The sequence below is a fragment of the Yersinia aldovae 670-83 genome, assembly GCF_000834395.1.
In the GTDB taxonomy this organism is placed as follows: domain Bacteria; phylum Pseudomonadota; class Gammaproteobacteria; order Enterobacterales; family Enterobacteriaceae; genus Yersinia; species Yersinia aldovae.
The window spans coordinates 4120455-4146938 of record NZ_CP009781.1 but is presented as its reverse complement, the minus strand read 5'-3'; the positions used below and the strand labels follow the sequence as shown (position 1 = coordinate 4146938).

The window sequence follows — 26484 nt, the reverse complement described above, 5'->3', positions numbered from 1 at the left end:
AATAAAATGTCATACCTGCGACCTTCACTGGTTTTACTGATATTACTGACACTGATTACCGGGATAGCTTATCCTCTGCTGACCACCGGTTTGGCAAAATTGATGTTCTCACATCAAGCTAGCGGTTCATTGGTGATGCTGGGTGATGAGGTGGTTGGCTCCTCATTGCTGGGTCAGAACTTTACCCAACCGGGTTATTTTGCTGGTCGCCCGTCGGTAACAGCGGATATGCCTTATAATCCAATGGCTTCTGGCGGCAGCAATCTGGCTATCAGTAACCCGGCACTGGATCAAGCCATTAGTGAACGTGTTAAAGCCCTGCATCAGGCCAATCCCACCCAAACCGGCCCGGTTCCGGTTGATTTAGTCACCGCTTCTGGTAGTGGTTTAGATCCACAGATTTCGCTGGAAGCGGCTTACTATCAGGCACCGCGCATAGCAACGGTACGCCAGATGCCGTTGTCTGAGGTTAAGCAATTGATTGATGATAATGTACAAAAAGCGACACCTAATTTCTTCGGTGAATCCGTCGTCAATGTGCTGAATCTGAATATGGCGCTGGATGCCCAAAGCCAGGTCAAAGTACCCGCCAACCCGATGAAATAATAAGGAAATATGATGGTGGAAGCAGAACCAACCCGTCCGGACCCCGACAGCCTGCTCGCGGTGGCGAATGAAAAGCCGCGCGGGCGACTGAAAGTCTTCTTTGGGGCCTGTGCGGGAGTGGGCAAAACCTACGCCATGCTACAAGAAGCTCAGCGTTTACGTGCGCAGGGGTTAGATGTGCTGGCTGGCGTGGTGGAAACTCACGGGCGCAGTGAAACCGCGGCGTTACTGGAAGGGCTGGCGGTTCTACCTCTAAAACGCATCCACCACCGCAACCGTCAGGTACGTGAGTTTGATTTAGATGCCGCGCTGGCTCGCCGTCCGGCGCTGATCCTGATGGATGAACTGGCCCACAGCAACGCCCACGGCTCGCGCCATCCCAAACGTTGGCAGGACGTCGAAGAGCTATTGGATGCCGGCATTGACGTGCTAACGACCGTCAATGTGCAACATTTGGAAAGCCTCAATGATGTGGTCGGTGGCGTCACCGGGATTCGGGTACGAGAAACGGTGCCCGATCATATGTTCGATGAGGCCACAGAAGTGGTATTGGTCGATTTACCTCCCGATGACCTGCGCCAGCGTCTGAGCGAAGGCAAAGTCTATATCTCTGGCCAGGCTGAACGTGCCATCGAACATTTCTTCCGTAAAGGGAATCTCATTGCCCTGCGCGAGCTGGCACTGCGCCGCACCGCCGATCGGGTTGATGACCAGATGCGGGCTTTTCGTGACAACCAAGGGCGTGAACGTGTCTGGCATACACGCGATGCCATTCTGCTGTGTATCGGCCACAATAACGGTAACGAAAAACTGGTTCGAACCGCAGCCCGTCTGGCCGCCCGTTTAGGTTGTATCTGGCATGCGGTTTATGTGGAAACCCCACGGTTGCATGGGCTGCCTGAAGCCAAGCGGCGCGCTATCTTACGCACACTGAAACTGGCACAGGAGTTAGGAGCGGAAACAGCTACGTTATCAGAACCCAGTGAAGAGCGAGCGGTGCTGCGTTATGCCCGTGAACACAATCTGGGCAAAATCATTATTGGCCGCCGTGCCGAGCAACGCTGGAAACTGCGCGGTAGTTTTGCTGACCGCTTGGGCAAGTTAGGGCCGGATCTCGATTTGGTAATTATCGCGCTGGAAGGTGATACCCCGACCAACGTGGTGAAAGAGAATGATTCGCGCACGTTCACTGAAAAGTGGCGTATGCAGCTACGCGGCTGTGCGGCCGCCATCGGCCTGTGCGCCTTGATAACTTTATTATCGCAATGGTTAATGCCCGGTTTCGATCAGGCAAACCTGGTGATGGTTTATCTGCTCGGAGTGGTGATTATTGCCCTGTTCTTTGGCCGCTGGCCATCGGTATTGGCAGCGGTGATTAATGTCGCCAGTTTCGACCTGTTTTTTGTCCAACCACACTGGTCGTTAGCGGTCACCGACGTACAATATCTGGTGACCTTCGGCGTAATGCTGATTGTCGGTATTGTGGTGGGTAATCTGACGGCAGGCGTGCGTTATCAGGCACGAATTGCCCGATATCGAGAGCAACGGGCCAGGCATCTGTATGAAATGTCACGAGGTTTGAGCCGCGCGCTCACCCCAGAGGATATTGCCAAAACCAGCCGCCATTTTCTTTCCAGCAGTTTTCAGGCTAAAACCGGCCTGCTGTTGCCGCAAGAGGATGGCAGTTTACAACAAATTGCCACCGATGAAGGGGGCATATTGTCAGTGGATGAAGCTATTGCCCGCTGGAGTTTTGATAAGGGCGCACCTGCCGGTGCGGGCACCGATACTCTACCCGGCGTCCCCTATCAATTACTGCCCCTTAGTGCCTCCAAACAGACCTTTGGTGTACTGGCGATAGAGCCGGCCAACTTGCGCCAATTAATGGTGCCGGAGCAGCAACGTTTGTTGCAAACCTTTACCAGCCTGATTGCCAACGCCTTGGAAAGGCTGCATTTGGCGCGCAGTGCCGAACTGGCCAAACTGGATGCCGAGCGAGAGCAATTGCGTAACTCGCTACTGGCAGCGCTTTCCCACGATTTACGTACTCCGCTAACGGTGCTGTTCGGTCAGGCAGAAATCCTGACTCTGGATCTGGCAGCCGAAGGTTCGCGTCATGCTCCGCAAGCCAACCAAATTCGCCAACAGGTATTAAGTACCACTCGATTGGTGAATAACCTGCTCGATATGGCACGTATTCAGTCCGGTGGTTTTAATCTGCGCAAAGAGTGGCAATCGCTCGAAGAGATCGTTGGCAGCGCACTGCACATGCTGGAAACCACCTTAAGTTATCATCAGATTAAGGTCGAATTACCCGGCGAAATAGTGCTAATCAATTGCGATGGCAGTTTGCTGGAGCGGGTGTTTATCAACTTGCTGGAAAATGCCCATAAATATGCGGGAAATGCCGCCTCACTGGGTATTCGGGCCATTGTGCAAGGGGAGTGGCTAAATGTAGAAGTGTGGGATAATGGCCCCGGAGTCACCGCTGGGCAAGAGAATCTGATTTTTGACAAATTCTCTCGTGGTAACAAAGAGTCAGCAATTCCGGGAGTGGGCTTGGGTTTAGCCATTTGTCGTGCCATTATTGATGTACACGGTGGGCGTATCTGGGTTGAAAAGAGCCAAGATGGTGGTGCGAGTTTCCGCTTTACGCTACCACTAGAAAAAGCGCCGGATATTGATGGTGAAAACATTGATACTGAAAAGTGATATACCCTAAATAATTCGAGTTGCAGGAAGGCGGCAATTGAGTAAATCCTCGGGAGCTTACATAAGTCAGTGACCGGGGTTAACGAAAGCAGCCAATGCACAAGCAGCTCAAAGTATGACCGGTAAGAGGAGAAATGACTATATCCCCGACTAACATCCTGATCGTAGAAGATGAAAAAGAGATCCGCCGCTTTGTTCGTATTGCGCTGGAGAGTGAGGGTTGGCGGGTATTTGAGAGTGATACTCTGCAACGGGGTTTAATTGAAGCGGGTACCCGTAAACCGGATCTGATTATTCTGGATTTGGGATTACCGGACGGCGATGGGCTGACATACATTCAAGACCTGCGCCAGTGGAGCGCGATCCCCATTATTGTGCTATCGGCCCGTAACAGCGAAGAAGACAAAGTGGCTGCATTGGATGCCGGTGCCGATGACTATCTGAGCAAGCCCTTTGGCATCAGTGAATTGCTGGCACGAGTACGAGTGGCTTTACGCCGCCACAGTGGTGGTAGCCTGGAAAGCCCACGGGTCGATTTTTCCGATATCAGTGTCGATTTGATTAACCGGCAGGTTACCCGTGCGGGTGTTGATCTGCATCTGACACCGATTGAATTTCGGCTACTTTCAGCACTCTTGGCTAATGCGGGTAAAGTGATTACCCAACGCCAGCTTTTGAATCAGGTTTGGGGGCCAAATTATGTCGAGCACAGCCACTATCTGCGCATTTATATGGGGCATTTACGCCAGAAATTAGAAACGGACCCCACTCGCCCTAAACACCTGCTGACTGAAACCGGCGTCGGCTATCGTTTTATGCCATAACAGATTGTACACCATCAAATTTCACCTTGAGACTAGGAAAATAGCGTTCAGCGGCGTAGCATCATGTTTTTAAATGCTAATAGGTCTTATTATTCATGAGCACTTGGTTAATTTACGCCCTGCTGTCTGCCCTCACCGCCTCCCTGGTCGCAATATTCGGTAAAATCGGCTTACAGAATTTGGATGCCAATACCGCCACTGCGGTTCGCGCTGTTGTGATGGCACTATTTTTAGTCGGAGTGGTCGTCGTGCAGGGTAAATTTAATCTGGTTGGCACAATATTGGCAGATAAAAAAGCGCTCTTGTTTATCGTGCTAAGTGGTGTGGCGGGTGCGTTGTCCTGGTTGTTCTACTTTATGGCTATCAAGCATGGCAATGTCTCGCAAGTCGCGCCCATTGACAAACTCAGTGTGGTTTTTGCGGTGATTCTGGCCGTTATTCTGTTTGGTGAAAAGATTTCACTTGTGGCAGGAGCCGGTGTCGCACTGATTACCGCCGGAGCATTACTGGTGGCGTTAGGGTGATAGATGCTTAACAGCACAAAATGAGCGCCTTGGCACTGCGAATACCAGAATCAAACGACTAGCAGTCTGTCACCTGATTCTGGCCCGATATTCTTAAGGCTGTTATTTAGCGCCCGCCAGAACGTCACTGACAATATCGACCGCTTCCTGTTCTATCTTTTCGCGATGTTCTGCCCCCAGGAAGCTTTCACAGTAGATTTTATAAGCCTCTTCGGTACCTGATGGGCGGGCGGCAAACCAGCCGTTAGCCGTCATCACTTTCAGGCCGCCAATGGAAGCACCATTACCCGGAGCCGCCGTCAAACGCGCAGTAATGGGGTCACCCGCCAGCGTGCTGGCCTGCACCATTTCTGGCGACAGCTTAGACAGCGCATTTTTCTGTGCTTGCGTTGCCGGAGCCTGAATACGGTTGTAGCTTGGTGCGCCAAAGCGCTTGGCTAAATCATCGTAGTGCTGCTGTGGATTTCTGCCCGTCACCGCCGTAATTTCCGCCGCCAGTAGGCACATAATGATGCCGTCTTTATCCGTAGACCACGGCTTGCCGTTAAAGCGCAGGAAAGATGCCCCCGCGCTCTCTTCACCGCCAAAACCAAAACTGCCATCATGCAGACCCCCGACAAACCACTTAAAACCAACCGGCACTTCCACCAGCTTACGGCCTAAATCAGCCACCACGCGGTCAATCATCGCACTGGAAACCAGTGTTTTACCTACTGCGACATTAGTTCCCCATTGCGGACGATGCCGGAACAGATAATTGATGGCTACCGCAAGATAATGATTCGGATTCATCAAACCCGCTGGCGTGACGATACCGTGGCGATCGTAGTCCGGATCATTGGCAAAGGCTAAATCAAACTTATCACGCAGCGCCAACAAACCTGCCATCGCTGATTCTGACGAGCAATCCATGCGGATCACGCCATCATGATCGAGATGCATAAAGCGGAATGTCTGATCGACGGAATCATTAACCAGCGTCAGATCCAATTTATAATGCTCGCCAATGCGTTGCCAGTAAGCAATACCAGAACCCCCGAGCGGATCGACACCTAATTTCAAACCGGCAGCTTGAATAGCCGGGATATCCACCACATCGGCCAACCCCGCAACATACGGTGTAATCAAATCCTGTGCATGAAAATAGCCCGAGTTCCGTGCGTTATCCAGGGTCTGGCGTTTGACATCAGCTAAGCCTGCACTGATTAACTCGTTCGCACGCTTTTCAATTACCGAGGTTAAATGGGTGTCAGCCGGGCCGCCATTCGGTGGATTATATTTGATGCCACCGTCTTCTGGTGGGTTGTGCGACGGCGTGATAACTATGCCGTCAGCCAGGGCTTTACCTTTACCCTGCGCGTTATAGCAAAGGATGGCATGAGAGATAGCCGGTGTCGGGGTGAAACCATTATCTTCCTGCACCACCACATCCACGCCGTTCGCCGTCAGCACTTCCAGCACCGAGATAAAGGCCGGTTCAGACAAAGCATGGGTATCTTTACCCACATAACACGGGCCGGTAATGCCGTGTTGGTGACGAACTTCTGCGATCGCCTGCGCGATAGCCAGAATATGAGCCTCATTGAAACTGTGGCGCACTGAACTACCACGGTGCCCAGAGGTACCAAATTTGACCGCATGGGCCGAGTTTTTAGCATCGGGTTGCAATACATAATATTGCGACGTCAGTTGGGCAACATTAATCAAATCGCTTTGCTGAGCAGGTTGCCCGGCTCGAGGATGATTGGCCACAGTCACTACTCCCTATAGGCTTTCACTTTCATAGCAGGACAGCTCTGTGCCCAGCGGGAAAGATGGTTTCAATGAAGTCAGACATTCCTGTAGATCAAATAGTCCCGCACACTTTGTCAGTCAAATCCGGCGGGAACTGCATAGCCAGCATGATATGTTGCACCATACTGCGTTTACGCTCGGTATTGGTATTGGTGATAACCCAATATGGCGTACCTGCCACATGCTTAGGTTTGGTGTGTGTCCCGTTTTGCAATAATGTTTGCTGATCACCGGCAAAATAGACCCGGGTGCGGCCATGTAATGATTCAGTCGCCTCCGTAAATGCCTGTGCATCCAGCAAGTACAGTGTTGATAGCACCAACATAAAGCGGTTAACTGACCTGCTTTGCTCCGCATATTCATCGGACAGCAGTAATTCACGTACCGCACGAACCCTATCCTTCGGCACGGGAGCGGTAGCGACTTTTGCTACCGTAGTATTACTGGCAGGCACGTTGGCTGCCATCTGGCCTAGGGTAAACTTCAACATACGCCGTAAAATGTCGGACGCGCTCTCACCAATGTGTTGCGTATGGCTGGCAATATAGCGATAAAGTTCTTCGTCGAGTTCAATAGTTTTCATCTTTATCCAGTACGGTTTCTACTTTCTTATGCATATCTAAGGATTATAAAGTCAAAGCGTGCTGACGAGTACCTTTATCATGGCTTATCGGGATAAATCCCCCGCCCTCGCCTACAATGATGCAATAATCCACATGAACTTGATGATAAGGCGAATAATCGTATAGCAGCACACCTAAGCTCAGTCATGATACCCTAACCACAATATCTCTCAGTATGAACTTCGCCATGAAATTAAACTTCCGCTTACAAAATGCACTTTCTCCTACGCCCGCCCTGCCCATCATCCTGATCCACGGGTTATTTGGTAATCTTGATAACTTGGGGGTTTTGGCTCGCGACCTCCATAAAGACCATAATGTGATTCAGGTTGATTTGCGCGACCACGGGTTATCGCCTCGCTCGCCACAAGTGAATTACCCGGAAATGGCGCAAGATGTATTGGAATTGCTGGATCAGCTTGAAATAGAAAAGGCCATAATTATCGGCCACTCGATGGGCGGAAAAGTCGCGATGGCGATGACCGCACTGGCTCCGGATAGAATCGATAAATTAGTTGTCATCGATATCGCCCCGGTCAATTATCCGGTACGCCGTCATGATCAGATTTTTGCCGCACTGAATGCAGTCAACGCAGCAGGGGTAACTCAACGTCAGGAAGCGGCCCAACTGATGCGTGAGTTTATAAAAGAAGAAGGCGTTATTCAGTTCTTACTGAAATCATTTCAAGGCGGCGAATGGCGCTTTAATGTATCTGCGCTATGGGATCAATATGAGAATATTGTTGGTTGGCAACCAGTACCTGCATGGCCCCACCCCATTTTGTTTATTCGCGGCGAGTTATCCCCCTATGTTCAGGACAGCTATCGTGATGATATTGCCCGTCAGTTCCCGCAAGCTAAAGCGCATGTGGTAGCAGGAACCGGCCATTGGGTCCACGCAGAAAAACCGGACTCGGTGTTACGGGCCATCCACCGCTTTATCGATGCAGAATAATGTTGCGCACCCGGATGTTGATTAAAAATCATACCCTGGGGAAAAGAAATGTATTTCCTGTGGAAAAATTGTGCAAAAAAGAATGAATTAGCCCAATCTAATCACAGTAAAGCATTGTCGTTGCTCGCTTGGCTGGGGTATTATGGCGCGCTATAATTTTGCCGCGGTGTATGGTCGCTGTTCTCAGGCTATAACCGGTGCAAATGCAAATTCAGGCTGCGATATATAGGTTATTAAATGCGCTCTATCTATGCTCTCAACCTGATACGTGTTAACCGAATCGTCAGACAAGGCTCCGTTACGCTTTCTGATGTAAATCCCTTGTAGTAACGCTACCTATGGCAAAAGAACAAACGGATCGCACGACGCTGGATCTGTTCGCAGATGAACGCCGTCCGGGGCGACCGAAAACAAACCCATTATCCCGTGATGAACAGCTTAGAATTAATAAGCGAAATCAACTGCAACGCGATAAAGTCCGTGGCTTACGACGCGTGGAACTGAAGATTAATGCCGATGCAGTCGATGCTCTCAATAGTCTTGCAGAGCTGCGTAACATCAGCCGTAGTGAGCTAATTGAACAGATGTTACTGGCTCAATTAGCGCATGATCACTCTCATGAAGGGTTTTAACCCTACCGGTTACCATGACGGCGTGGCGTAAGTCATTACGCCACGCCAATATCCTCACCGTTGCTTAGAAAGTTTCCCAATTGGCGTTGTTGTCTACCTTAGTGACAGGTGCCATCGCTGTGGGATGCGCCCGAGGCTTCATTGCCGGTTTAACCCGCTCGTCATCCAGGTGTAATTTGAATACCGCCACCGCCCGATTCAATTGTGTTGCCTGTTCTTCCAATGAGGCGGCTGCGCGCGAAGCCTCCTGTACCAGCGCAGCATTTTGCTGCGTCACGCTGTCCATTTCAGCCACCGCCTGCCCGACCTGACTGATACCTTTACTTTGCTCATCAGAAGCCGAGGCTATTTCCCCCATTAAATCAGTCACATTAGTAATCGAACGGACAATTTCATCCATCGTAACTCCCGCACTTTCCACCAACGCCGAACCACTGCTGACACGGTTGACCGACTCATTGATCAAGCCATCAATCTCCTTCGCCGCTTGCGCGCTGCGTTGGGCCAGGTTACGCACTTCACTGGCTACCACGGCAAAACCACGGCCCTGTTCGCCCGCTCTTGCCGCCTCCACTGCCGCATTCAGCGCCAGAATGTTAGTTTGAAAAGCAATGCTGTTAATGACAGTAGTTATGTCAGCTATTTTTCGTGAACTGGCAGAAATCTCATTCATGGTGTTAACCACATCCGCCACCAGCAACCCGCCCTTTTTCGCCGTCGCAGAGGCACTCGCTGCAAGTTGGCTGGCATGATGTGCGTTATCCGCATTGTGTTTTACGGTCGCGGTGAGCTGCTCCATACTCGCTGCCGTCTCTTCCAATGCCGCCGCTTGCTGTTCGGTGCGGGATGACAAATCAGTATTACCGGCTGAAATCTCAGCGGCACCGTGATAAATACCGTCGGTACTGCTACGAATCGTCTGAACCGTGTTCACCAGACTGGTTTGTACATCGCGCAAAAGCGGAAATAACCGCCCAACACAGTTTCGACCAAAATCGGTGATAGGCTGACCAAGCTGACCGGAAGCAATCACCCGGAAATGCTCGCGGATCTCATCCAACGGGCGCACCAGGTTCGCCACCAGATAACGATCCGTCGCTAATAAAATCAACAAGCCAGCAACCAAAGCAGAGATAAGCGTGACGCTACTCACTTTTGTCAGATGTGAGAATTGTTCTTTAGCCACCCCGATAGCTTTTGATGCCGACTGATTAAAGCTTTCTGCCACGGAACCATATTGGCGGCTCAAGGCAGGCACGGTTTTCTTGGCCAATTCTTGATACGCGGCACTATTGTTATCCATCGCGGCCTGATAAAGCGGGGTAACACCCTGCTCAATTAATCCGCTCCATCCATCAATAACCCCAGTGACTAGTACAGGATCAATTTGTGCATGGTCGACAGCTTTAAACTCTGCCAGTTTTTTTTTCAAATTCTCCAGGGCGACATTCGATGATTTCAGTTCTTTGTCTGCATCCGCGATATTACCGTTTTGGCGATAATCCACTGAGCGGGCAAGCCGTGTCACCATACGGAAATACTGATCGGTTCCCTGATTCACCAAATTCATGTTTTCTACCAACACACTGTTCGCATTGGATGATTGTGTTAATTGATTCAGTGATAGCAATGTATAAGCTGATACGCCGCCCCAGAGCAGGCAAAATATGCCAAGAACCCAAAGTAAAGCCACCCTGATGCTAATATTTTTTAAAAACTGCATGTGCGTTCCCCTTATATAACGGATGATTGCCGTTAGAGACTCTGGTGTTATTTGATGACCGAAAAGCAGTAAAGTACGTCCATACAGCTAACGATAGCTCCTTTACCGGCAGACTTTCATCTGACGAATTTCCCCTGGCACCGCAAATTGCAACCATTCGGCTACACAACGGTTATCGGCAACGGCGTTGTAAGGTTGAGTGACTCGCGAAAATTTAATATCGCATAAACTTGATATCAGCCTGATGCTGTTTTCTGGCATTATGTTGCCCTATCGAAATGTGCTATATTATTGGGCATAACGCTCAAAAATCAGCATAACTATTTGAATTTAAAAGGTATTAAGTTATATGGCAACTGTAGGCATTTTCTTTGGCAGCGATACTGGCAATACTGAAAACATTGCCAAGATGATCCAAAAGCAACTGGGCAAAGAGGTTGCTGAGGTTCATGACATTGCCAAAAGCAGTAAAGAAGATTTAGAAGGCTTCGATATTCTGCTGATCGGTATTCCAACCTGGTATTACGGTGAAGCGCAGTGTGACTGGGATGATTTCTTCCCAACCCTGGAAGAGATCGATTTCAACGGCAAGCTGGTAGCATTGTTCGGTTGCGGTGATCAGGAAGATTACGCCGAGTATTTCTGTGATGCGATGGGGACAGTGCGCGATATCATCGAACCGCGTGGTGCTGCTATCGTCGGTCACTGGCCAACCGCAGGCTACCATTTTGAAGCCTCTAAAGGCCTGGCTGATGACGACCACTTTATTGGTCTGGCAATCGATGAAGACCGTCAGCCAGAGTTGACCAATGAACGTGTTCACGCTTGGGTAAAACAGATCAGTGAAGAACTGAATTTGGCCGAGATCGTCGGTTAATTTGGTATATCGGAAACGCTGTGATGGTATCTTTTATATACAATCAGGCGTTTCCGCCCTCTTTTAAGCACGCTTGCTTCGCGTAAAATAATCTCTTTCGCCCTGAATAGCCCACCAAACATGTGTGGCTATGTCTGCCGGGTAAATTTGCTCTGTTAAGCGGCCCACAAATCCGCACCATCATCGGTGTAAAATGAAAATAAACGGCTACAAATTTGTAACTTTATTTGTAGCCACTGTACACTTGAATGATGTGTTATCCCCATTCCTCAACACACTGCATGATTAATCTTACAAAGTGTGCAATTATAACTTTGTTAACAACCACGGTTTTCATTTGGGGCTAGCAGTTCTATAATGAGACGCAATTGAGAATATTGCGCCACGGATGTCATAGGCTGAACAGCCTTAATTTGAATCGATAGTAATAGGACTGAATCCGCATGACTGACAACAACAAAGCCTTAAAAAACGCAGGCCTTAAAGTAACACTGCCCCGGCTCAAAATTCTGGAAGTGTTGCAAAACCCAGCGTGCCATCACGTCAGCGCGGAAGATCTTTATAAAAAGCTGATCGATATCGGAGAAGAGATTGGTTTGGCAACGGTTTACCGTGTGCTGAATCAGTTTGATGATGCCGGTATTGTTACCCGCCATAACTTCGAAGGCGGCAAATCAGTCTTTGAGCTGACGCAACAACATCACCATGATCACCTTATCTGTCTGGATTGCGGCAAAGTGATCGAATTTAGCAATGAATCGATTGAATCGCTGCAACGTGAAATTGCTAAACAACACGGTATCAAACTGACCAATCACAGTCTGTATCTGTACGGCCACTGTGAATCCGGTGATTGCCGTGAAAATGAGTCAGCTCACGACAAAAGATAATGCTGTTTTATCGCGTTAACTTATAAAGATTTTTAAGCACTGCTGAAATATATAACCCGCAATATGGCCGCCTTTCCCGCATGTAACCCGAGATTAGCTCGGTGGGGAGTCAGGTGGTCATTCTTATTTATACCCTTCTCCCTTAGTTACTCTCATTCATCCTATGAACCAGCGCAAGTGCTGTTCAAAATAGTTTATAACCAATTTGTTATTCGCTGGCGGCCTACCTGCAATGACTTTGGGTATAGACCTTGCGACCTGCATAAATTTAACGCAAAAAAAACCCCGGACTCGCCGGGGGAAAGCTATCAACTCAACTTCATTTAATCGACAATTCGTTGAGCTACAAATAAATCAAACAGGAGGTACATCAGACACAGCACTTATAAAGCATCAAACTTTAACCGGTTCAACGCGGCTACTGCGTTTGCCATCCGGGCTGGTCGAGCGGATCAACACCTCACCACTGACCTTAGGCTGCGCGTTGACATCATACTTCTGCCACTGCTTACCACCATCAGTTGAATACTCGATAATCAAGCCAGGCAGAGAGATATTGGCTTCCAACAGCCCGGTAACAATCCGCGCTCCCGGAACCGGCAAGCGATATGACACACCCGCTTTATCCAGTTTTGCCAGTTCGCGCTGGCCCATGATATTGGCAAAACGCTGCCAGTCACTGTCCAATGCTTTAGTATCCACCCAGTGCGTTTCGCCACCTTTATACTCGCGACCCGCTTGATAAGTCTGCTCCCATGATGCGCGATGCCAGGCACGCTCAGCCAATGGCAACACCCGTGGGAAGATCATGTATTCCATCTGCTCATCAGTACGGACGGTTTCATTCCATGACTGACCAGAGATACCCTGTACACCCGGCCACGCTTTATCGCTCTTCGCGCTAAAGTGATTGCCGTCGCGATCCACGGAGGTTTCAGCGTTTTGCGGCATGTTATTGGGAGCGAAACTAAAGACCTTAGCCTCATCAGTGAAGCGCGTTGCCCAGTAGTAGCCGCGTTCATTCGGATTAACTTCATATGGCATATCGAAATAGACATAATCCGGATTGGAAGCTACAACTTCATAGCCTTTATTGGCCCAATCATTGATAGAATCAGCCCCACCCCAGTAGAGGGTATCCCAGAAGTTGACGCCAACACGTTTGGTCGCAAACGCTTTGGCATCTTTCGCGTCTTTCAAACCATCCTGCCAGGCTTGCATCTTCTCGATACCGTGAGCATTGACCATCTTGCTGACTTCAATAGCGAAGTAGCTGGAAAGGTGCTCAACATCCTGAATCTTGCCTTGCTTGACCATGTCCTGACAGACCTGAGACTTGGCCCACGGCTTATCTTCAATACTCTTATCGATAATGCCCTTACCTGGTTCGATTGGGCCACTTTTGTCCTGGAACCCCGCCCCCAGACGAATGTTTTTCGCTTCATCACCGCCAAAGTGCCAGGTAGTCAGCGGCATTCCCGCGTCTTTATGCATCTGAGCCATTTCGCCAATCACTTTATCGACAAAGCGTTTGGACGAGTCCAGACATGGATTCAGATAGCTTTTGCGCTCATAGAACTGCACCGAGGTAGTATTAGAGTCATCCGTCGGGTCAACCAAGCGGAATTCGTTGGCTTCTTTTTCCTTACCCTGCTTCATCAGATTGTTGTAGCGCGCTTCCATCGAAACCACCGCTGCACGGGCATGTGCTGGCATATCAATCTCAGGAATGACATCAATCTGGCGCGCCTTAGCGTATTGCAAGATCTCAATATAATCGTCACGGGTAAAATGACCACTGCCCAGATTATTGCTATCCGGGCCAGAACCCAGTTGTGGCAACAGACAGGCATTTTCGGTCAAGTCATGGCAACGCTTACCACCGACATCCGTCAGTTCCGGCAAGCCTGGGATTTCAATACGCCAGCCTTCATCATCACTCAGATGGAAGTGGAATTTGTTCAGCTTATAAGCTGCCATCTGATCAAGCAGGCGCAGCACTGCATCTTTGGTTTTGAAGTTACGGCCCACATCGAGGAAAACACCACGGTATTCAAAGCGTGGCGCATCTTTCGCCTCAAGAGTAGCAATGTTCTTAGTACCGTCAGTTGGGACCAGCGAGAGAATTGATTGCAGACCATAGAATACGCCGGTTGGATCAAAACCAATCACCTGCGTGCCTTGCTCGCCAATATTCAGCTCATAAGCACCAGAAACAGCTAAATCACCTTTAAAAACGGTAGGTTGAACCCCTGTTTTTATTGGGTAACCCGCCGCGTTCATCTTCAGCCCGAGTAACTCAAAGCGCTGCTGTACCGCCTTGGCAGCCGGTTTTGGTAACGCGCTCAGATCCAGTGCCACACCGTTACTCAAATCGATATCTTGTTGATAAACCTTAACGTCCATTGGCGTCGGGATAATTTGCCCACGCAAGTTAGCCGCCGATAACGTTTTTACCGTTTCATTTTTGAGGAAACGTGATTCTGGCGTCATCAGCACGTTATTGTCGTCTTTGGTGCGCTTCCACTGCGAGTCAGTAAACGGTGTCAGATATTCACTAATATCTTCAGTATCGGTATTTTTCAGGATTTTTGGCTTGGCATCGCCAGAAGTAGCGTACCAGCGAGGCATAAAATCAGTGTCAAACAACTGCCAGTACTCACCGGTGATGGGGATTTCAACGGCCTGATTGGCAGGGAAACCCGTAAATTTGGCCGTGGGTTCAATCTTATGCAGGTCACCGGTTAGGTGAGTAATTTTAAACTGGCTGTTATCTACCGTCAGGATTTGGCGGATGCTGTGGAAGTAAATAGCCCAATCCTGGCCTTTGATTTCATCTCCCGTATTGGTCAGAGTAATAACTAACTTATTACAAGATGCCCAATCAGCCCCCAGCTTGGCACAATCCACACCATTTTCAGCAGCGCGGTTATCTAACAGTTTATAGTTAACGTTTAATGCACTGAGCTGGTCAACAGTCTGCTGATGGGTGGCATCCGCTTGTGCATACCCCATCAAACCAAAAGTCGCGGTTATCGCCGCCAATGCATTCAATCTAAATTTATTCATCACTAACCTCGTCCGTAATGGTTATTGGCTATTGCCCTAATTACTTATAGTTTAATTACTGAGACTCGTACTGCTGGCGGCTGAGTTATTGCTGCGAATTTCCTGCCACAGCTTGCCACATTGCTCGTTATAAGCCTGGCCATTGCCAGTATGAGCCGCATCAATGCAACGTTGGTAATCCAATACCCGTACCGTTTCTTTGTCAGTAAAGGCTTGATGTGCTTTTTCTTGTTTCAAGACATTCAGCACCGCTTTGCAAGGGATCAGCCTTTCCGGTTGACCTTCGCTGGCTGTCATACAGGCGCTGTAGGCTTGCTTGAGTTTGCTATCTTCCGACTGAACAGGCTGTTGTGGTGCACAGGCACTTAATCCCAACACCGCAGCAATAATAAAAAGCGTTTTCTTCATGGCAGGCACTCCATAATCCCCAGCATCACTGCCAGGGTGGGTTTATCAGGATCAGAAGATGGTAAATGGCGCAATCACGATGAATTTAACGTCTTTTTCATCCTGGAATACGTTACCGAAACCACCGCCATAGCTTGGGATATTGGTGTGGTTGTCGTACATGGTATAGTGCAGTTTGAACAGCGTGCCTTTCGCACGGCCTTCTTGCAGGGTGTAGAGGACGTCAAAGTTCCATGCGGATTCTTTCAAACGGGTATTCTGGTCAAACTTCGGATTGGTGCTTGGTTTCGCATCCCAGCCATAAGCATAAGAGGTTCCAACCGCCCACCCTGCCAGATTCCAGTTTTTCAAGTCATACATCACGCCACCGAACAGCGCTTTTTCGCCGTTGGCGTTAAAATCAGAACGGGAATCCCACCAAACATCCAGGCGACCATTAGATGAAGCATAGCCCGGAGTCATACGTTGCAGGAAGTAGCCTTGATTACCGTCGGCTTTAGCCCAGGTTCCTTCCAGACGCAGGTCGAATGGCCCGGTGGTGTAACCCAGTGTCAGTGCCTGCAACCATGCCAAACCGTCATAAACATCATTGATATTACTGGCACCGCCATCCACTTTATCTTTAGCACCGTAGAATTGGTAAGAAGTCCGCAGATCATTGCCCGCAACCGGGAAAGCATAAGAGGCTTTCGCAAAGTATTGGTCCATATAATCTTTAGCCTGACCGAATGCCGCTTCCATCACCAGTTTGTTTTTGAAGTCGTATTTAGCACCGATTGAGTGCAAGTAACTGACACCGGTCAAACCATCAGCCTGACGGAAGTTGTACATGTTCTGATACCACGGTGCTTTATATTCATCAGTCCACATGTAAGACATGGACAGTGCGCCCGCCGTATCAAAATCAAATTTCGCGCCGCCTTCCGCACCACGATAGGTCCCTGGCATAAAGCTCCAGTGCGGAGCCAGCAACGTCTGGCCGGTCGGTTGGATATAACCCCCACGCGCCCAAAAATCGCCTAACTTAAATTTGGCAGCCGCTTTATAAACACTGACACCGCTCTTATCGCCAGTCCACTTTTCGTCCCAACGGGTTTTGGCATCACTGAAACCAATTTCGTTCGGAGCAGCAGGGCCACTGTTGCTCATTTCAACCGCGCCAAATGCAGCCAGATCGATACCAAAGATGTCTGCCGCATAACCCGACGAGAAGTCCAGATTGGCGTTAAATGTGGAGTGATGTAGGTTGGCAACGTATTTACCATACTCAGCACTTCCCGGCGTTAAATCCTTACGGTCACGCTGACGCTGCCAATAGTAAATACCGCCGGTCAGCGACGAATCATCAATAAAACCTTCAGCCTTGGCTTCTGGGGCTGCCATGAACCCCGTTCCTAACAATGCGCCCGCAACGGCGAGCGCTAATGTTTTACGTTTTACATCGTGCGTAACCATAAGAAAAAAATCCTCTTTGACATCACATTTAAAGTGCGCCCTCTGTGTCCACCACAGCTCACAGGTGCCGCCTCAAAAAAAACCTAAATAGGTAAAATTTCTTGCCCGGAAGAAATTTCCGTTAGCAATTAGTTTTCAAAAAAACAATTTTCGACAAAACAATTTTCAATAAAACAAACTCGTGCTGATGTGTTGCTGTAATACAGACTATTTTTCGCGACGCGAATTATCAATCAAAAATAGAGCTAACTTTTCAAAGTATGACAATGAGCACATAATTGTGAAAAAATATTACCAAGTTCACAAAAGCTTAAAAAACAATGTATAGCATCCTTTTTTTGGCGAAAATAGTCTCTCATTGACATAATTGAATGGTTTCAGCCCGCACAATAAAATGTGATTTTTTTATTAAGATGAAGGTTTTTTATTCAGTTAATTTGCAAAGCGAATGTTTAAGAAAGACTTACAGTGAGTCACCTGGCGGGGAAGAAAGAGGTTAATAGGCCGTGATTGACCATGAGGTAATGCCGAGAGTAATGGAAAAGGAAATACCCATTAGAGTTTAGTAAAATAAACGATTTCACGTTTTTAGGGGGTAAAAAAGGCGTGGACTAAGCCACGCCTTTTAGGGTTATTTGATACGTTAAAGCTTAGTTTGCCGCTTTAGCCGCCCAGGTGTCACGCAAGCCTACAGTGCGGTTAAACACTAAAGCATCTGGGCGTGAATAGTGGCTGTCAGCGCAGAAATAACCTTCACGTTCAAACTGGTAGGTTTTTTCCGGATTCGCATTTGCCAGGCTCGGCTCAACAAAGCCCTGACGAATAACTAAAGATTCCGGATTAATCGTCGATAAGAAGTCATCCGCTGCCGCCGGGTTTGGCACACTAAACAGGCGATCATATAAACGAATTTCCGCAGGCAGTGCGTGAGCCACTGAAACCCAGTGAATAACGCCTTTCACTTTACGGCCATCGGCGGGATCTTTGTTGAGTGTTTCTGCATCAAAGCTGCAATAAAGTGTCGTAACATTACCTTCTGCATCTTTTTCGACACGTTCGGCTTTGATGACATAAGCATTACGCAAACGCACTTCTTTGCCCAATACCAGACGCTTATATTGCTTATTAGCTTCTTCGCGGAAATCAGCACGATCGATATAAATTTCACTATCAAACGGCACCTGACGGGTACCCATATCTGGGTTATTTGGGTGATTTGGCATGGTGAGCCACTCTTCCCCAGCAACCCGGTTTTCGATAACCACTTTGATAGGGTCAAGCACCGCCATCGCCCGCGGCGCATTTTCGTTTAAATCGTCACGGATACAAGATTCCAGCGACATCATTTCAACGTTGTTATCCTGCTTGGTCACACCGATACGACGGCAGAATTCACGGATAGAGCCAGCGGTGTAGCCACGGCGACGCAAGCCAGAGATAGTCGGCATACGTGGGTCATCCCAGCCCTCTACCACCTTCTCGGTCACCAGTTGGTTCAGCTTGCGCTTAGACATGATGGTGTATTCAAGATTCAGGCGAGAGAACTCATACTGACGCGGATGACATTCAATGGAAATATTATCCAGCACCCAATCATACAGACGGCGGTTGTCCTGGAACTCCAGCGTGCAAAGTGAATGGGTGATCCCTTCAATCGCATCGGAAATGCAGTGGGTGAAGTCATACATCGGATAGATGCACCACTTGTTACCTGACTGATGATGCTCAGCGAATTTAATACGATACAGCACAGGATCACGCATTACGATAAACGGTGATGCCATATCAATTTTAGCGCGTAGGCAAGCGGTACCCTCCGCAAAGCCACCGTCACGCATTTTTTCAAACAGTGCCAGATTCTCTTCAATGCTGCGGTCGCGATATGGGCTGTTTTTACCCGGTGCGGTCAGTGTGCCGCGATATTCACGCATTTGCTCGGCACTCAACTCATCGACATACGCCAACCCCTTGTTAATCAGCTCTACAGCGTACTGATACAGTTGATCGAAGTAGTCTGAGGAGTAACGTATATCGCCGCTCCAGGTGAAGCCTAGCCACTCTACGTCGTGTTTAATTGACTCAACGAACTCCACGTCTTCTTTCACTGGGTTGGTGTCATCAAAACGCAGATTACATTGGCCCTGATAGTCTTGGGCAATGCCAAAATTCAGGCAAATAGATTTTGCATGGCCGATATGCAGATAGCCGTTTGGCTCTGGCGGAAAGCGGGTATGAACTGATGTATGTTTGCCGCTGGCTAAATCTTCGTCAATAATCTGACGGATAAAATTACTCGGGCGGGCTTCTGCCTCACTCATTGTTCTTTTCCTCAATGCAAACGCAACAAATATAACCGCATATTTACCTAATAGATTTCAAGATGCAGGAAGGCGGCAAACGAGAAAATCCCGATGAGCTTACATAAGTAAGTGATTCGGGTGAATGAGCGCAGCCAACACACCTGCAACTTGAAGGATGACAGGTATAATCCAACAAGCCCGGCCCGGAAACAACCGTTTGTTACCCTAAACAAAACAAAAAAACGGGAAGAGATTGCTCTCCTCCCGCTACTTTGATTAAAACTCAGGCCAGTGACTCAGTACATCAGCACTTTTTCACTGCGAATCTTAAACTGATTATTTACCCTGAATCTCAAACAGTGGGCTTTGACCGGCAACCACAGAGCTGCCTGCCAATATTGAAATACCGGCATAATCATCAATATTACTGACCACAACTGGGCTAATCATTGAACGTGCATTCGCATTCAGATAAGCCAAGTCCAGTTCCAATACCGGCTGACCGGCAACCACGGTGGCACCCTCTTCAACCAGACGGGTAAAGCCCTGACCATTCAGTTTCACCGTATCAATCCCGATATGAACCACGATTTCAGCACCGGTTTCAGTTTCCAGGCAAAACGCATGGTCAGTATTGAAGATTTTCACGATAGTGCCGCTGGCCGGAGAAACCACGGTTTTATCGGTAGGACGAATAGCCACACCTTCACCAACGGCTTTGCTGGCAAAAGCTTCGTCAGGCACCTGATCCAATGCCACAACATCACCGGTAATCGGTGAAACCAGTATCAAAGAGGCACTCTTGCTGGTGTTAGCCGTATTAACCACAGCCTGAGGTTTGGCGGCAGGTGCTGCGCTACCGGTTGTTGCAGGAACCGGCCCACCGGCCAATACTACACGCATTGCCGAGGCAATCAGTTCCGCGCGCGTCCCGACAATCACCTGTACACTTTGTTTGTTCAGACGAATAACCCCTGAAGCACCGAGGCGTTTAGCCACGCTATCATTCACCAATGCAGAATCTTTCACATTCAAACGCAGACGGGTGATACAAGCATCAATCCCTGTCAGGTTGTCTGAACCACCGATAGCACCGATATAACGACGTGCCAGACCATTAATTTCACTTTCGTTGACTTCCGCAGTGTTATTAACATTGACGTCATAACCATCTTCCTCACTGCCTTCTACCGCCAGTTCGCGGCCTGGAGTCAGTAAGTTGAATTTCTTGATGGTGAAACGGAATACCACATAGTAAATGGCGAAGAACACCAGACCTTGTGGAATCAGCATGTACCAGTGAGTTGCCAGTGGGTTGCGCGAAGAAAGCACCATATCCACCAGACCGGCGCTGAAACCAAAACCGGCAATCCAATGCATACTGGCGGCGATGAACACGGAAATCCCAGTCAACACGGCGTGGATAAAGTACAGCACCGGTGCCACGAACATGAAGGAGAACTCAAGAGGTTCGGTGATACCGGTGAAGAAGGCAGCAAATGCCCCCGCCATCATGATACCCGCCACTTTCGCTTTGTTTTCCGGACGTGCACAGTGGTAAATCGCCAACGCGGCACCCGGTAAACCGAACATCATAATAGGGAAGAACCCTGCCTGATAACGGCCCGTGATACCGACCACCGCTTTACCGGCGTCAATAGACTGTTGGCCACCCAGGAAGTTAGGAATATCGTTAATGCCAGCAACGTCAAACCAGAACACCGAGTTCAGGGCGTGATGCAAGCCGACGGGGATCAGTAAACGGTTGAAGAAGGCATAGATACCTGCACCTACAGAACCCATGTCTTTGATGTATTCACCGAACGTCACCAGCGCATTATAAATCAATGGCCAGACATACATCAGAATGAAGGCAACGGCGATCATCAGGAAGGAGGTCAGAATCGGAACCAAACGGCGGCCGCTGAAGAAGGAGAGTGCTTTTGGCAGTTCAACGCTACTGAAACGGTTGTACAGTTCAGCAGAGATGATACCGACCAGAATACCCACAAACTGGTTATTGATTTTGCCGAATGCAGCAGGAACCTGATCAACCGGGATCTTCTGAATCATCGAAACTGCGGCTGGCGAGCACAGCGTGGTCAATACCAGGAAACCGACAAAGCCCGTCAGTGCCGCAGCACCGTCTTTGTCTTTTGACATACCATAAGCCACACCAATGGCGAACAGCACTGACATATTGTCGATAATAGCCGCACCGGACTTGATGAATAATGCCGCGAGCGCATTATCACCCCCCCAGCTTACCGGGTCGATCCAATAACCAACACCCATCAGAATCGCGGCTGCCGGCAGTGTGGCCACAGGGACCATCAACGCCCGACCCACTTTTTGCAAGTAACTAAGAATATTCACTTTTCCCCCTATTCGTCCGATATCGGACCCTTTAAGTAGTTTATTTAATTGACTCACTACCTTTTAGAAAAACGCATGGTTCACTTTTATTTATTTACTGTGTGTATTGCTCATTATGGAGTGTAAAAAAATTATTTCGTAACGCAAATTAAAACCCCCTATTTTGTGATAAACGTCACCAAAAAACAGTGAAAAAGCACCAATTCACTAGCCATGATACAAAACTTATTTTATCATTCGAAAAATGAACAAAGCATTGTATCAACGCATGAGTCAAAATCTGAGTTACGCTTAGCTGAATGATTCAAACCGCGTAGAGTATAGCCACTATTCGCAATCACAGAGGTGCAAGATGAGACTTATCCCACTGAAAAACACCACAGAAGTTGGTAAATGGGCCGCAAGACATATTGTTAACCGCATCAATGCATTTAAACCGACGGCTGAACGCCCGTTTGTACTGGGCCTGCCAACCGGCGGCACACCGATGGAGGCGTACAAGCACCTGGTTGCCCTGCATAAAGCCGGGGAAGTTAGCTTCAAGAATGTTGTGACCTTCAACATGGATGAATATGTCGGGCTGCCTAAAGAACATCCGGAAAGCTATTACACCTTCATGCACAGCAACTTCTTTAGTCATGTGGATATCCCTGCTGAAAACATCAATCTTCTTAATGGTAATGCGCCTGATATCGATGAAGAATGTCGCCGTTACGAAGAAAAGATTAAGTCTTATGGCAAAATTCACCTGTTCATGGGTGGCGTAGGCGTTGACGGCCACATTGCTTTTAATGAACCGGCGTCCTCTTTAGCTTCTCGTACTCGCATCAAAACGCTGACCGAAGAAACCCGTATCGCGAATTCACGTTTCTTTGGGGGTTATGCAAACCGCGTGCCGAAATATGCACTTACTGTAGGTGTGGGCACTCTGTTGGATGCAGAAGAAGTGATGATTCTGGTGACTGGCCGTGGTAAAGCACAAGCCTTGCAAGCGGCGGTCGAAGGGAGTATCAACCACATGTGGACCATCAGTTGCCTGCAACTACATGCCAAAGCCATCATGGTGTGTGATGAACCTTCAACGATGGAATTAAAGGTTAAAACCGTAAAATACTTCCACGAACTGGAAGCCGAAAACATCAAAGATCTGTAATAGTCATCAGGGGGCTAAGATGTACGCTTTAACTCACGGCCGTATTTATACCAGCCATGAAGTACTGGATAATCACGCTGTTATCGTGGCTAACGGATTGATCGAACGTATCTGTCCTGCCGATGAACTTCCGGCTGGCATTGAGGTACGCGACTTGGGTGGTGCCATTCTGGCCCCCGGTTTTATTGATGTGCAGTTGAATGGCTGCGGTGGTGTGCAATTCAATGATTCACTTGAAGCCATCAGCGAAAAGACGCTGGAAATTATGCAGCGCGCGAATGAAAAGTCAGGATGTACCAGCTTCCTGCCGACACTGATTACTTGCAGTGATGAATATATGAAGCACGGCGTTGATGTCATGCGCTCATATCTGCAAAATAACCAGCATCAGGCTATAGGCCTGCATCTGGAAGGGCCTTATATCAGCCCACAGAAAAAAGGCACCCATAACCCGGCGTTTATCCGTAAACCCAGTGCTGAAATGATTGATTATCTGTGTGCCAATGCCGATGTGATTACCAAGCTCACTCTGGCACCAGAAATGGTTGACGCTAAATATATTCATCAATTGACCGAGGCTGGCATTCTGGTCTCTGCCGGTCACTCGAATGCCACTTACCCGCAAGCCCGCAAAGGCTTTGCCGCCGGTATCCGTTTCGCGACGCACCTTTATAATGCAATGCCGTATATCTCAGGGCGCGAGCCAGGTTTAATTGGTGCAATTTTCGATACACCGGAAGTCTATACCGGCGTAATCGCGGATGGCTTACATGTCGACTGGGCCAATATCCGCAATGCCAAACGCATAAAAGGTGACAAGCTGGTACTGGTTACAGATGCCACCGCACCGGCTGGCGCTGAAATTGATCAATTTATTTTTGCTGGTAAAACAATATACTATCGCGATGGCTTATGTGTGGATGAAAACGGCACCTTAAGCGGTTCAGCTCTGACCATGATCGAAGCGGTACAAAACAGCGTCGAACATGTTGGTATCGCGCTGGATGAAACACTGCGTATGGCGACACTTTATGCGGCCCGCGCCATTGGCGTGGATAAGCAGTTAGGGAGTATTGAAGTCGGCAAAGTTGCCAACCTGACTGCCTTTACCCGCGATTATAAAATCACTAAAACCATCGTTAACGGCAACGAGGTTTTAAAATAAGCGAGTAATTGTATTGATGAGCACTGGCGGACAGTCACAAATTGGTAATGTGGACCTTGTTAAGCAACTCAATGGTGCTGTTGTTTATCGGCTAATTGACCAACAAGGCCCGATATCGCGTATTCAAATTGCCGACCTCAGCCAGCTAGCCCCCGCCAGTGTCACCAAAATCACCCGCCAACTGCTGGAACGGGGGCTTATCAAAGAAGTTGACCAACAAGCCTCCACCGGCGGTCGCCGAGCCATATCGATAGTCACCGAAAATCGTCAATTCCACACGGTTGCTGTTCGTTTAGGCCGCCACGATGCGACTATCACCCTGTTCGATATGAGCGGTAAATCGCTGGGTGAAGAGCACTATGCGCTGCCTGAACGCACGCAAGAAACACTGGAACACGCCCTATTCAATATTATCAGTCAGTTCATTGAGGCTTATCAGCGCAAATTAAATGAACTGATTGCGATCGCCGTTATCCTCCCCGGTTTGGTTGAGCCAAGTAAAGGTATCGTGCGCTATATGCCACATATCAGCGTCAACAACTGGCCATTAGTCGAAAATCTGCAAAATCGTTTTAATGTTACCAGCTTCGTTGGTCACGATATTCGCAGTCTGGCGCTGGCCGAGCACTACTTTGGTGCAACCCGTGACTGTGAGGATTCTATTCTGGTTCGCCTGCACCGCGGCACCGGTGCCGGTATCATTGTTAACAGCCAAATATTTTTAGGCAGCAACGGTAATGTCGGAGAAATCGGCCATATTCAAATTGATCCGCTGGGTGAGCGCTGCTATTGCGGCAATTTTGGTTGCCTCGAAACCGTGGCATCCAATGCCGCGATTGAAAACCGGGTGCGCCACCTGCTCACGCAGGGCTATCCGAGCAAACTGACGTTAGATGATTGCCATATCGCCGCCATCTGTAAAGCCGCTAACCGGGGTGACCTGCTGGCGGTTGAAGTGATTGAACATGTCGGCCGCTACCTGGGCAAAGCCATCTCAATTGCGATCAACTTATTTAATCCGCAAAAAGTGGTCATTGCGGGGGAAATTATCGAAGCCGAGAAAATTCTGTTGGCCGCCATTCAGAGTTGTATTAATACGCAAGTATTGAAAAACTTCCGCCAGAATCTGCCTATCGTCACGTCACAGCTAGATCACCAGTCAGCAATCGGTGCCTTCGCGCTGGCTAAACGCGCCATGTTGAACGGCGTTTTGCTACAACGTCTGCTGGAAAACTAATTCCTATATATTCTCAATAACTCGAGTTGCAGGAAGGCGGCAAGCGCAAGACAAATGGGTTATAAACCATGTTGAGCAGCGCCTGCGCTGGCCCGTAGGGTCAATAATCCCGATGAGTTGATGCCAAACAATGATTCGGGTGATAAATCTGCCGGGAGCAGATTTGAACGCGGCTCGCAGCGGCATGGTAGAGGCGAGACCGATGGATGGGCCGAGTAAAGATAAGAAAGTGGCAGGGTTAGTTTCGCAATCTGCCATGTTATAGTGACTCATTGCTGCGGCTAAAAGAGTAATTTAAACAATGACAATTAAAAGTGTTATTTGCGATATCGATGGTGTGCTGTTACATGACAATATTGCAATTCCTGGTGCTAATGATTTCCTGGCCCGGATTCAAGAAGCCGGAATGCCGCTGGTTATTCTCACCAACTACCCATCACAAACCGCGCAGGATCTGGCTAACCGCTTCAGCTCTGCCGGGTTAGATGTACCAGAAAGTGCCTTTTATACCTCTGCAATGGCCACCGCCGATTTCCTGCGCAATCAGGAAGGCAAAAAAGCCTATGTAGTAGGAGAAGGCGCACTAGTACACGAATTATATAAGGCTGGCTTTACTATCACTGATATCAATCCTGATTTTGTGATTGTCGGTGAAACCCGCTCTTATAATTGGGATATGATGCATAAAGCGGCCTATTTCGTCGCCAACGGTGCGCGCTTTATTGCCACCAATCCGGATAGTCACGGTCATGGATTTGCACCAGCCTGTGGCGCATTATGCGCCCCGATAGAGAAAATCTCTGGCCGCAAACCCTTTTATGTCGGTAAACCCAGTCCGTGGATCATTCGCGCCGCACTGAATAAAATGCATGCCCATTCAGAAAGCACCGTCATTGTGGGTGATAACCTGCGCACTGATATTCTGGCCGGTTTCCAGGCCGGTTTGAAAACGATTCTGGTGCTATCCGGTGTCTCGACGTTGACAGATGTTGAAGCCATGCCGTTCCGCCCGAACCACATCTTCCCCTCTGTGGTTGATATCAATATTATCTGATCTCTGTTGGCGGCTCCGGTCGCCACTCCCTTTTTTGGTGCGGTGCACCAAAGTTTCTTGCCATTACGCCCTGTTTTGGCGCATTTTCTTTTATACCCCTCATCCTT

General features: G+C 48.8%; 20 protein-coding genes. 12 read left to right on the top strand and 8 right to left on the bottom strand.

Going from position 1 to position 26484, the window contains the following annotated elements; translation table 11 throughout:
• The first annotated feature begins 6 nt into the window (after positions 1-6).
• The 4 genes from kdpC (at position 7) to AT01_RS18625 (ending at position 4666) form a co-directional block, all read left to right on the top strand.
• Positions 7-606, top strand: a complete 600-nt coding sequence (gene kdpC / locus AT01_RS18640) for a potassium-transporting ATPase subunit KdpC (RefSeq protein ID WP_042548200.1) — start codon at positions 7-9, stop codon at positions 604-606.
• Positions 607-618: 12 nt separating this feature from the next.
• Positions 619-3318, top strand: a complete 2700-nt coding sequence (gene kdpD / locus AT01_RS18635; RefSeq protein WP_042548199.1) for a two-component system sensor histidine kinase KdpD — start codon at positions 619-621, stop codon at positions 3316-3318.
• Positions 3319-3452: 134 nt separating this feature from the next.
• Positions 3453-4142 (top strand): two-component system response regulator KdpE, encoded by a 690-nt coding sequence (gene kdpE, locus AT01_RS18630; RefSeq protein ID WP_042548198.1) that lies wholly within the window; start codon positions 3453-3455, stop codon positions 4140-4142.
• A gap of 95 nt (positions 4143-4237) precedes the next feature.
• The gene (locus AT01_RS18625) at positions 4238-4666 is read left to right on the top strand and encodes an EamA family transporter (RefSeq protein ID WP_042548197.1); all 429 of its coding nucleotides are present in this window, start codon (positions 4238-4240) and stop codon (positions 4664-4666) included.
• 102 nt (positions 4667-4768) lie between these two features.
• Here the strand turns inward: AT01_RS18625 and pgm are convergent, their stop codons facing one another.
• Positions 4769-6418: a phosphoglucomutase (alpha-D-glucose-1,6-bisphosphate-dependent) gene (gene pgm, locus AT01_RS18620; RefSeq protein WP_042548196.1), complete on the bottom strand. Its 1650-nt coding sequence runs from the start codon at positions 6416-6418 to the stop codon at positions 4769-4771.
• A 94-nt stretch (positions 6419-6512) separates the two neighbouring features.
• Positions 6513-7043, bottom strand: a complete 531-nt coding sequence (gene seqA, locus AT01_RS18615) for a replication initiation negative regulator SeqA (protein ID WP_042548195.1) — start codon at positions 7041-7043, stop codon at positions 6513-6515.
• Positions 7044-7270: 227 nt separating this feature from the next.
• Here seqA and ybfF point away from each other — a divergent pair, with 227 nt between their 5' ends.
• The gene (ybfF, locus tag AT01_RS18610) at positions 7271-8038 is read left to right on the top strand and encodes an esterase (protein WP_042548194.1); all 768 of its coding nucleotides are present in this window, start codon (positions 7271-7273) and stop codon (positions 8036-8038) included.
• Between the two features lie 338 nt (positions 8039-8376).
• Positions 8377-8670, top strand: coding sequence for a LexA regulated protein (ybfE, locus tag AT01_RS18605; RefSeq protein WP_004700739.1), 294 nt, complete (start codon positions 8377-8379; stop codon positions 8668-8670).
• Positions 8671-8734: 64 nt separating this feature from the next.
• Here the strand turns inward: ybfE and AT01_RS18600 are convergent, their stop codons facing one another.
• Complete coding sequence (locus tag AT01_RS18600) at positions 8735-10393, bottom strand: methyl-accepting chemotaxis protein (RefSeq protein ID WP_042548193.1); 1659 nt, start codon at positions 10391-10393, stop codon at positions 8735-8737.
• Positions 10394-10742: 349 nt separating this feature from the next.
• On the opposite strand from AT01_RS18600, the gene fldA reads away from it, so the two are divergent.
• Positions 10743-11270: a flavodoxin FldA gene (gene fldA / locus AT01_RS18595; protein WP_004700746.1), complete on the top strand. Its 528-nt coding sequence runs from the start codon at positions 10743-10745 to the stop codon at positions 11268-11270.
• 443 nt (positions 11271-11713) lie between these two features.
• The gene (fur, locus tag AT01_RS18590; RefSeq protein WP_004700748.1) at positions 11714-12160 is read left to right on the top strand and encodes a ferric iron uptake transcriptional regulator; all 447 of its coding nucleotides are present in this window, start codon (positions 11714-11716) and stop codon (positions 12158-12160) included.
• Positions 12161-12553: 393 nt separating this feature from the next.
• Here fur and AT01_RS18585 read toward each other — a convergent pair whose 3' ends face one another.
• The 5 genes from AT01_RS18585 to nagE all read right to left on the bottom strand — a co-directional run bounded on the left by AT01_RS18585 (position 12554) and on the right by nagE (position 21768).
• The gene (locus AT01_RS18585) at positions 12554-15229 is read right to left on the bottom strand and encodes a beta-N-acetylhexosaminidase (RefSeq protein WP_042548192.1); all 2676 of its coding nucleotides are present in this window, start codon (positions 15227-15229) and stop codon (positions 12554-12556) included.
• Between the two features lie 51 nt (positions 15230-15280).
• Complete coding sequence (gene chiQ, locus AT01_RS18580; RefSeq protein ID WP_042548191.1) at positions 15281-15637, bottom strand: ChiQ/YbfN family lipoprotein; 357 nt, start codon at positions 15635-15637, stop codon at positions 15281-15283.
• 51 nt (positions 15638-15688) lie between these two features.
• Positions 15689-17092: a chitoporin ChiP gene (gene chiP / locus AT01_RS18575; RefSeq protein WP_042548190.1), complete on the bottom strand. Its 1404-nt coding sequence runs from the start codon at positions 17090-17092 to the stop codon at positions 15689-15691.
• Positions 17093-17742: 650 nt separating this feature from the next.
• Positions 17743-19410, bottom strand: a complete 1668-nt coding sequence (gene glnS, locus AT01_RS18570) for a glutamine--tRNA ligase (RefSeq protein WP_004700756.1) — start codon at positions 19408-19410, stop codon at positions 17743-17745.
• A 318-nt stretch (positions 19411-19728) separates the two neighbouring features.
• Positions 19729-21768, bottom strand: coding sequence for an N-acetylglucosamine-specific PTS transporter subunit IIBC (nagE, locus tag AT01_RS18565; RefSeq protein WP_042548189.1), 2040 nt, complete (start codon positions 21766-21768; stop codon positions 19729-19731).
• Between the two features lie 352 nt (positions 21769-22120).
• Here nagE and nagB point away from each other — a divergent pair, with 352 nt between their 5' ends.
• The 4 genes from nagB to AT01_RS18545 all read left to right on the top strand — a co-directional run bounded on the left by nagB (position 22121) and on the right by AT01_RS18545 (position 26377).
• On the top strand, positions 22121-22921 hold the full coding sequence (nagB, locus tag AT01_RS18560; RefSeq protein ID WP_042548188.1) for a glucosamine-6-phosphate deaminase: 801 nt from the start codon (positions 22121-22123) through the stop codon (positions 22919-22921).
• Between the two features lie 19 nt (positions 22922-22940).
• Positions 22941-24086, top strand: coding sequence for an N-acetylglucosamine-6-phosphate deacetylase (gene nagA, locus AT01_RS18555; protein ID WP_042548187.1), 1146 nt, complete (start codon positions 22941-22943; stop codon positions 24084-24086).
• Between the two features lie 16 nt (positions 24087-24102).
• Positions 24103-25323 (top strand): DNA-binding transcriptional regulator NagC, encoded by a 1221-nt coding sequence (gene nagC / locus AT01_RS18550; RefSeq protein ID WP_042548186.1) that lies wholly within the window; start codon positions 24103-24105, stop codon positions 25321-25323.
• Positions 25324-25624: 301 nt separating this feature from the next.
• A complete protein-coding gene (locus AT01_RS18545; protein WP_042548185.1) occupies positions 25625-26377 on the top strand; it encodes an HAD-IIA family hydrolase in 753 nt (250 codons plus the stop codon).
• Positions 26378-26484 lie beyond the last annotated feature (107 nt).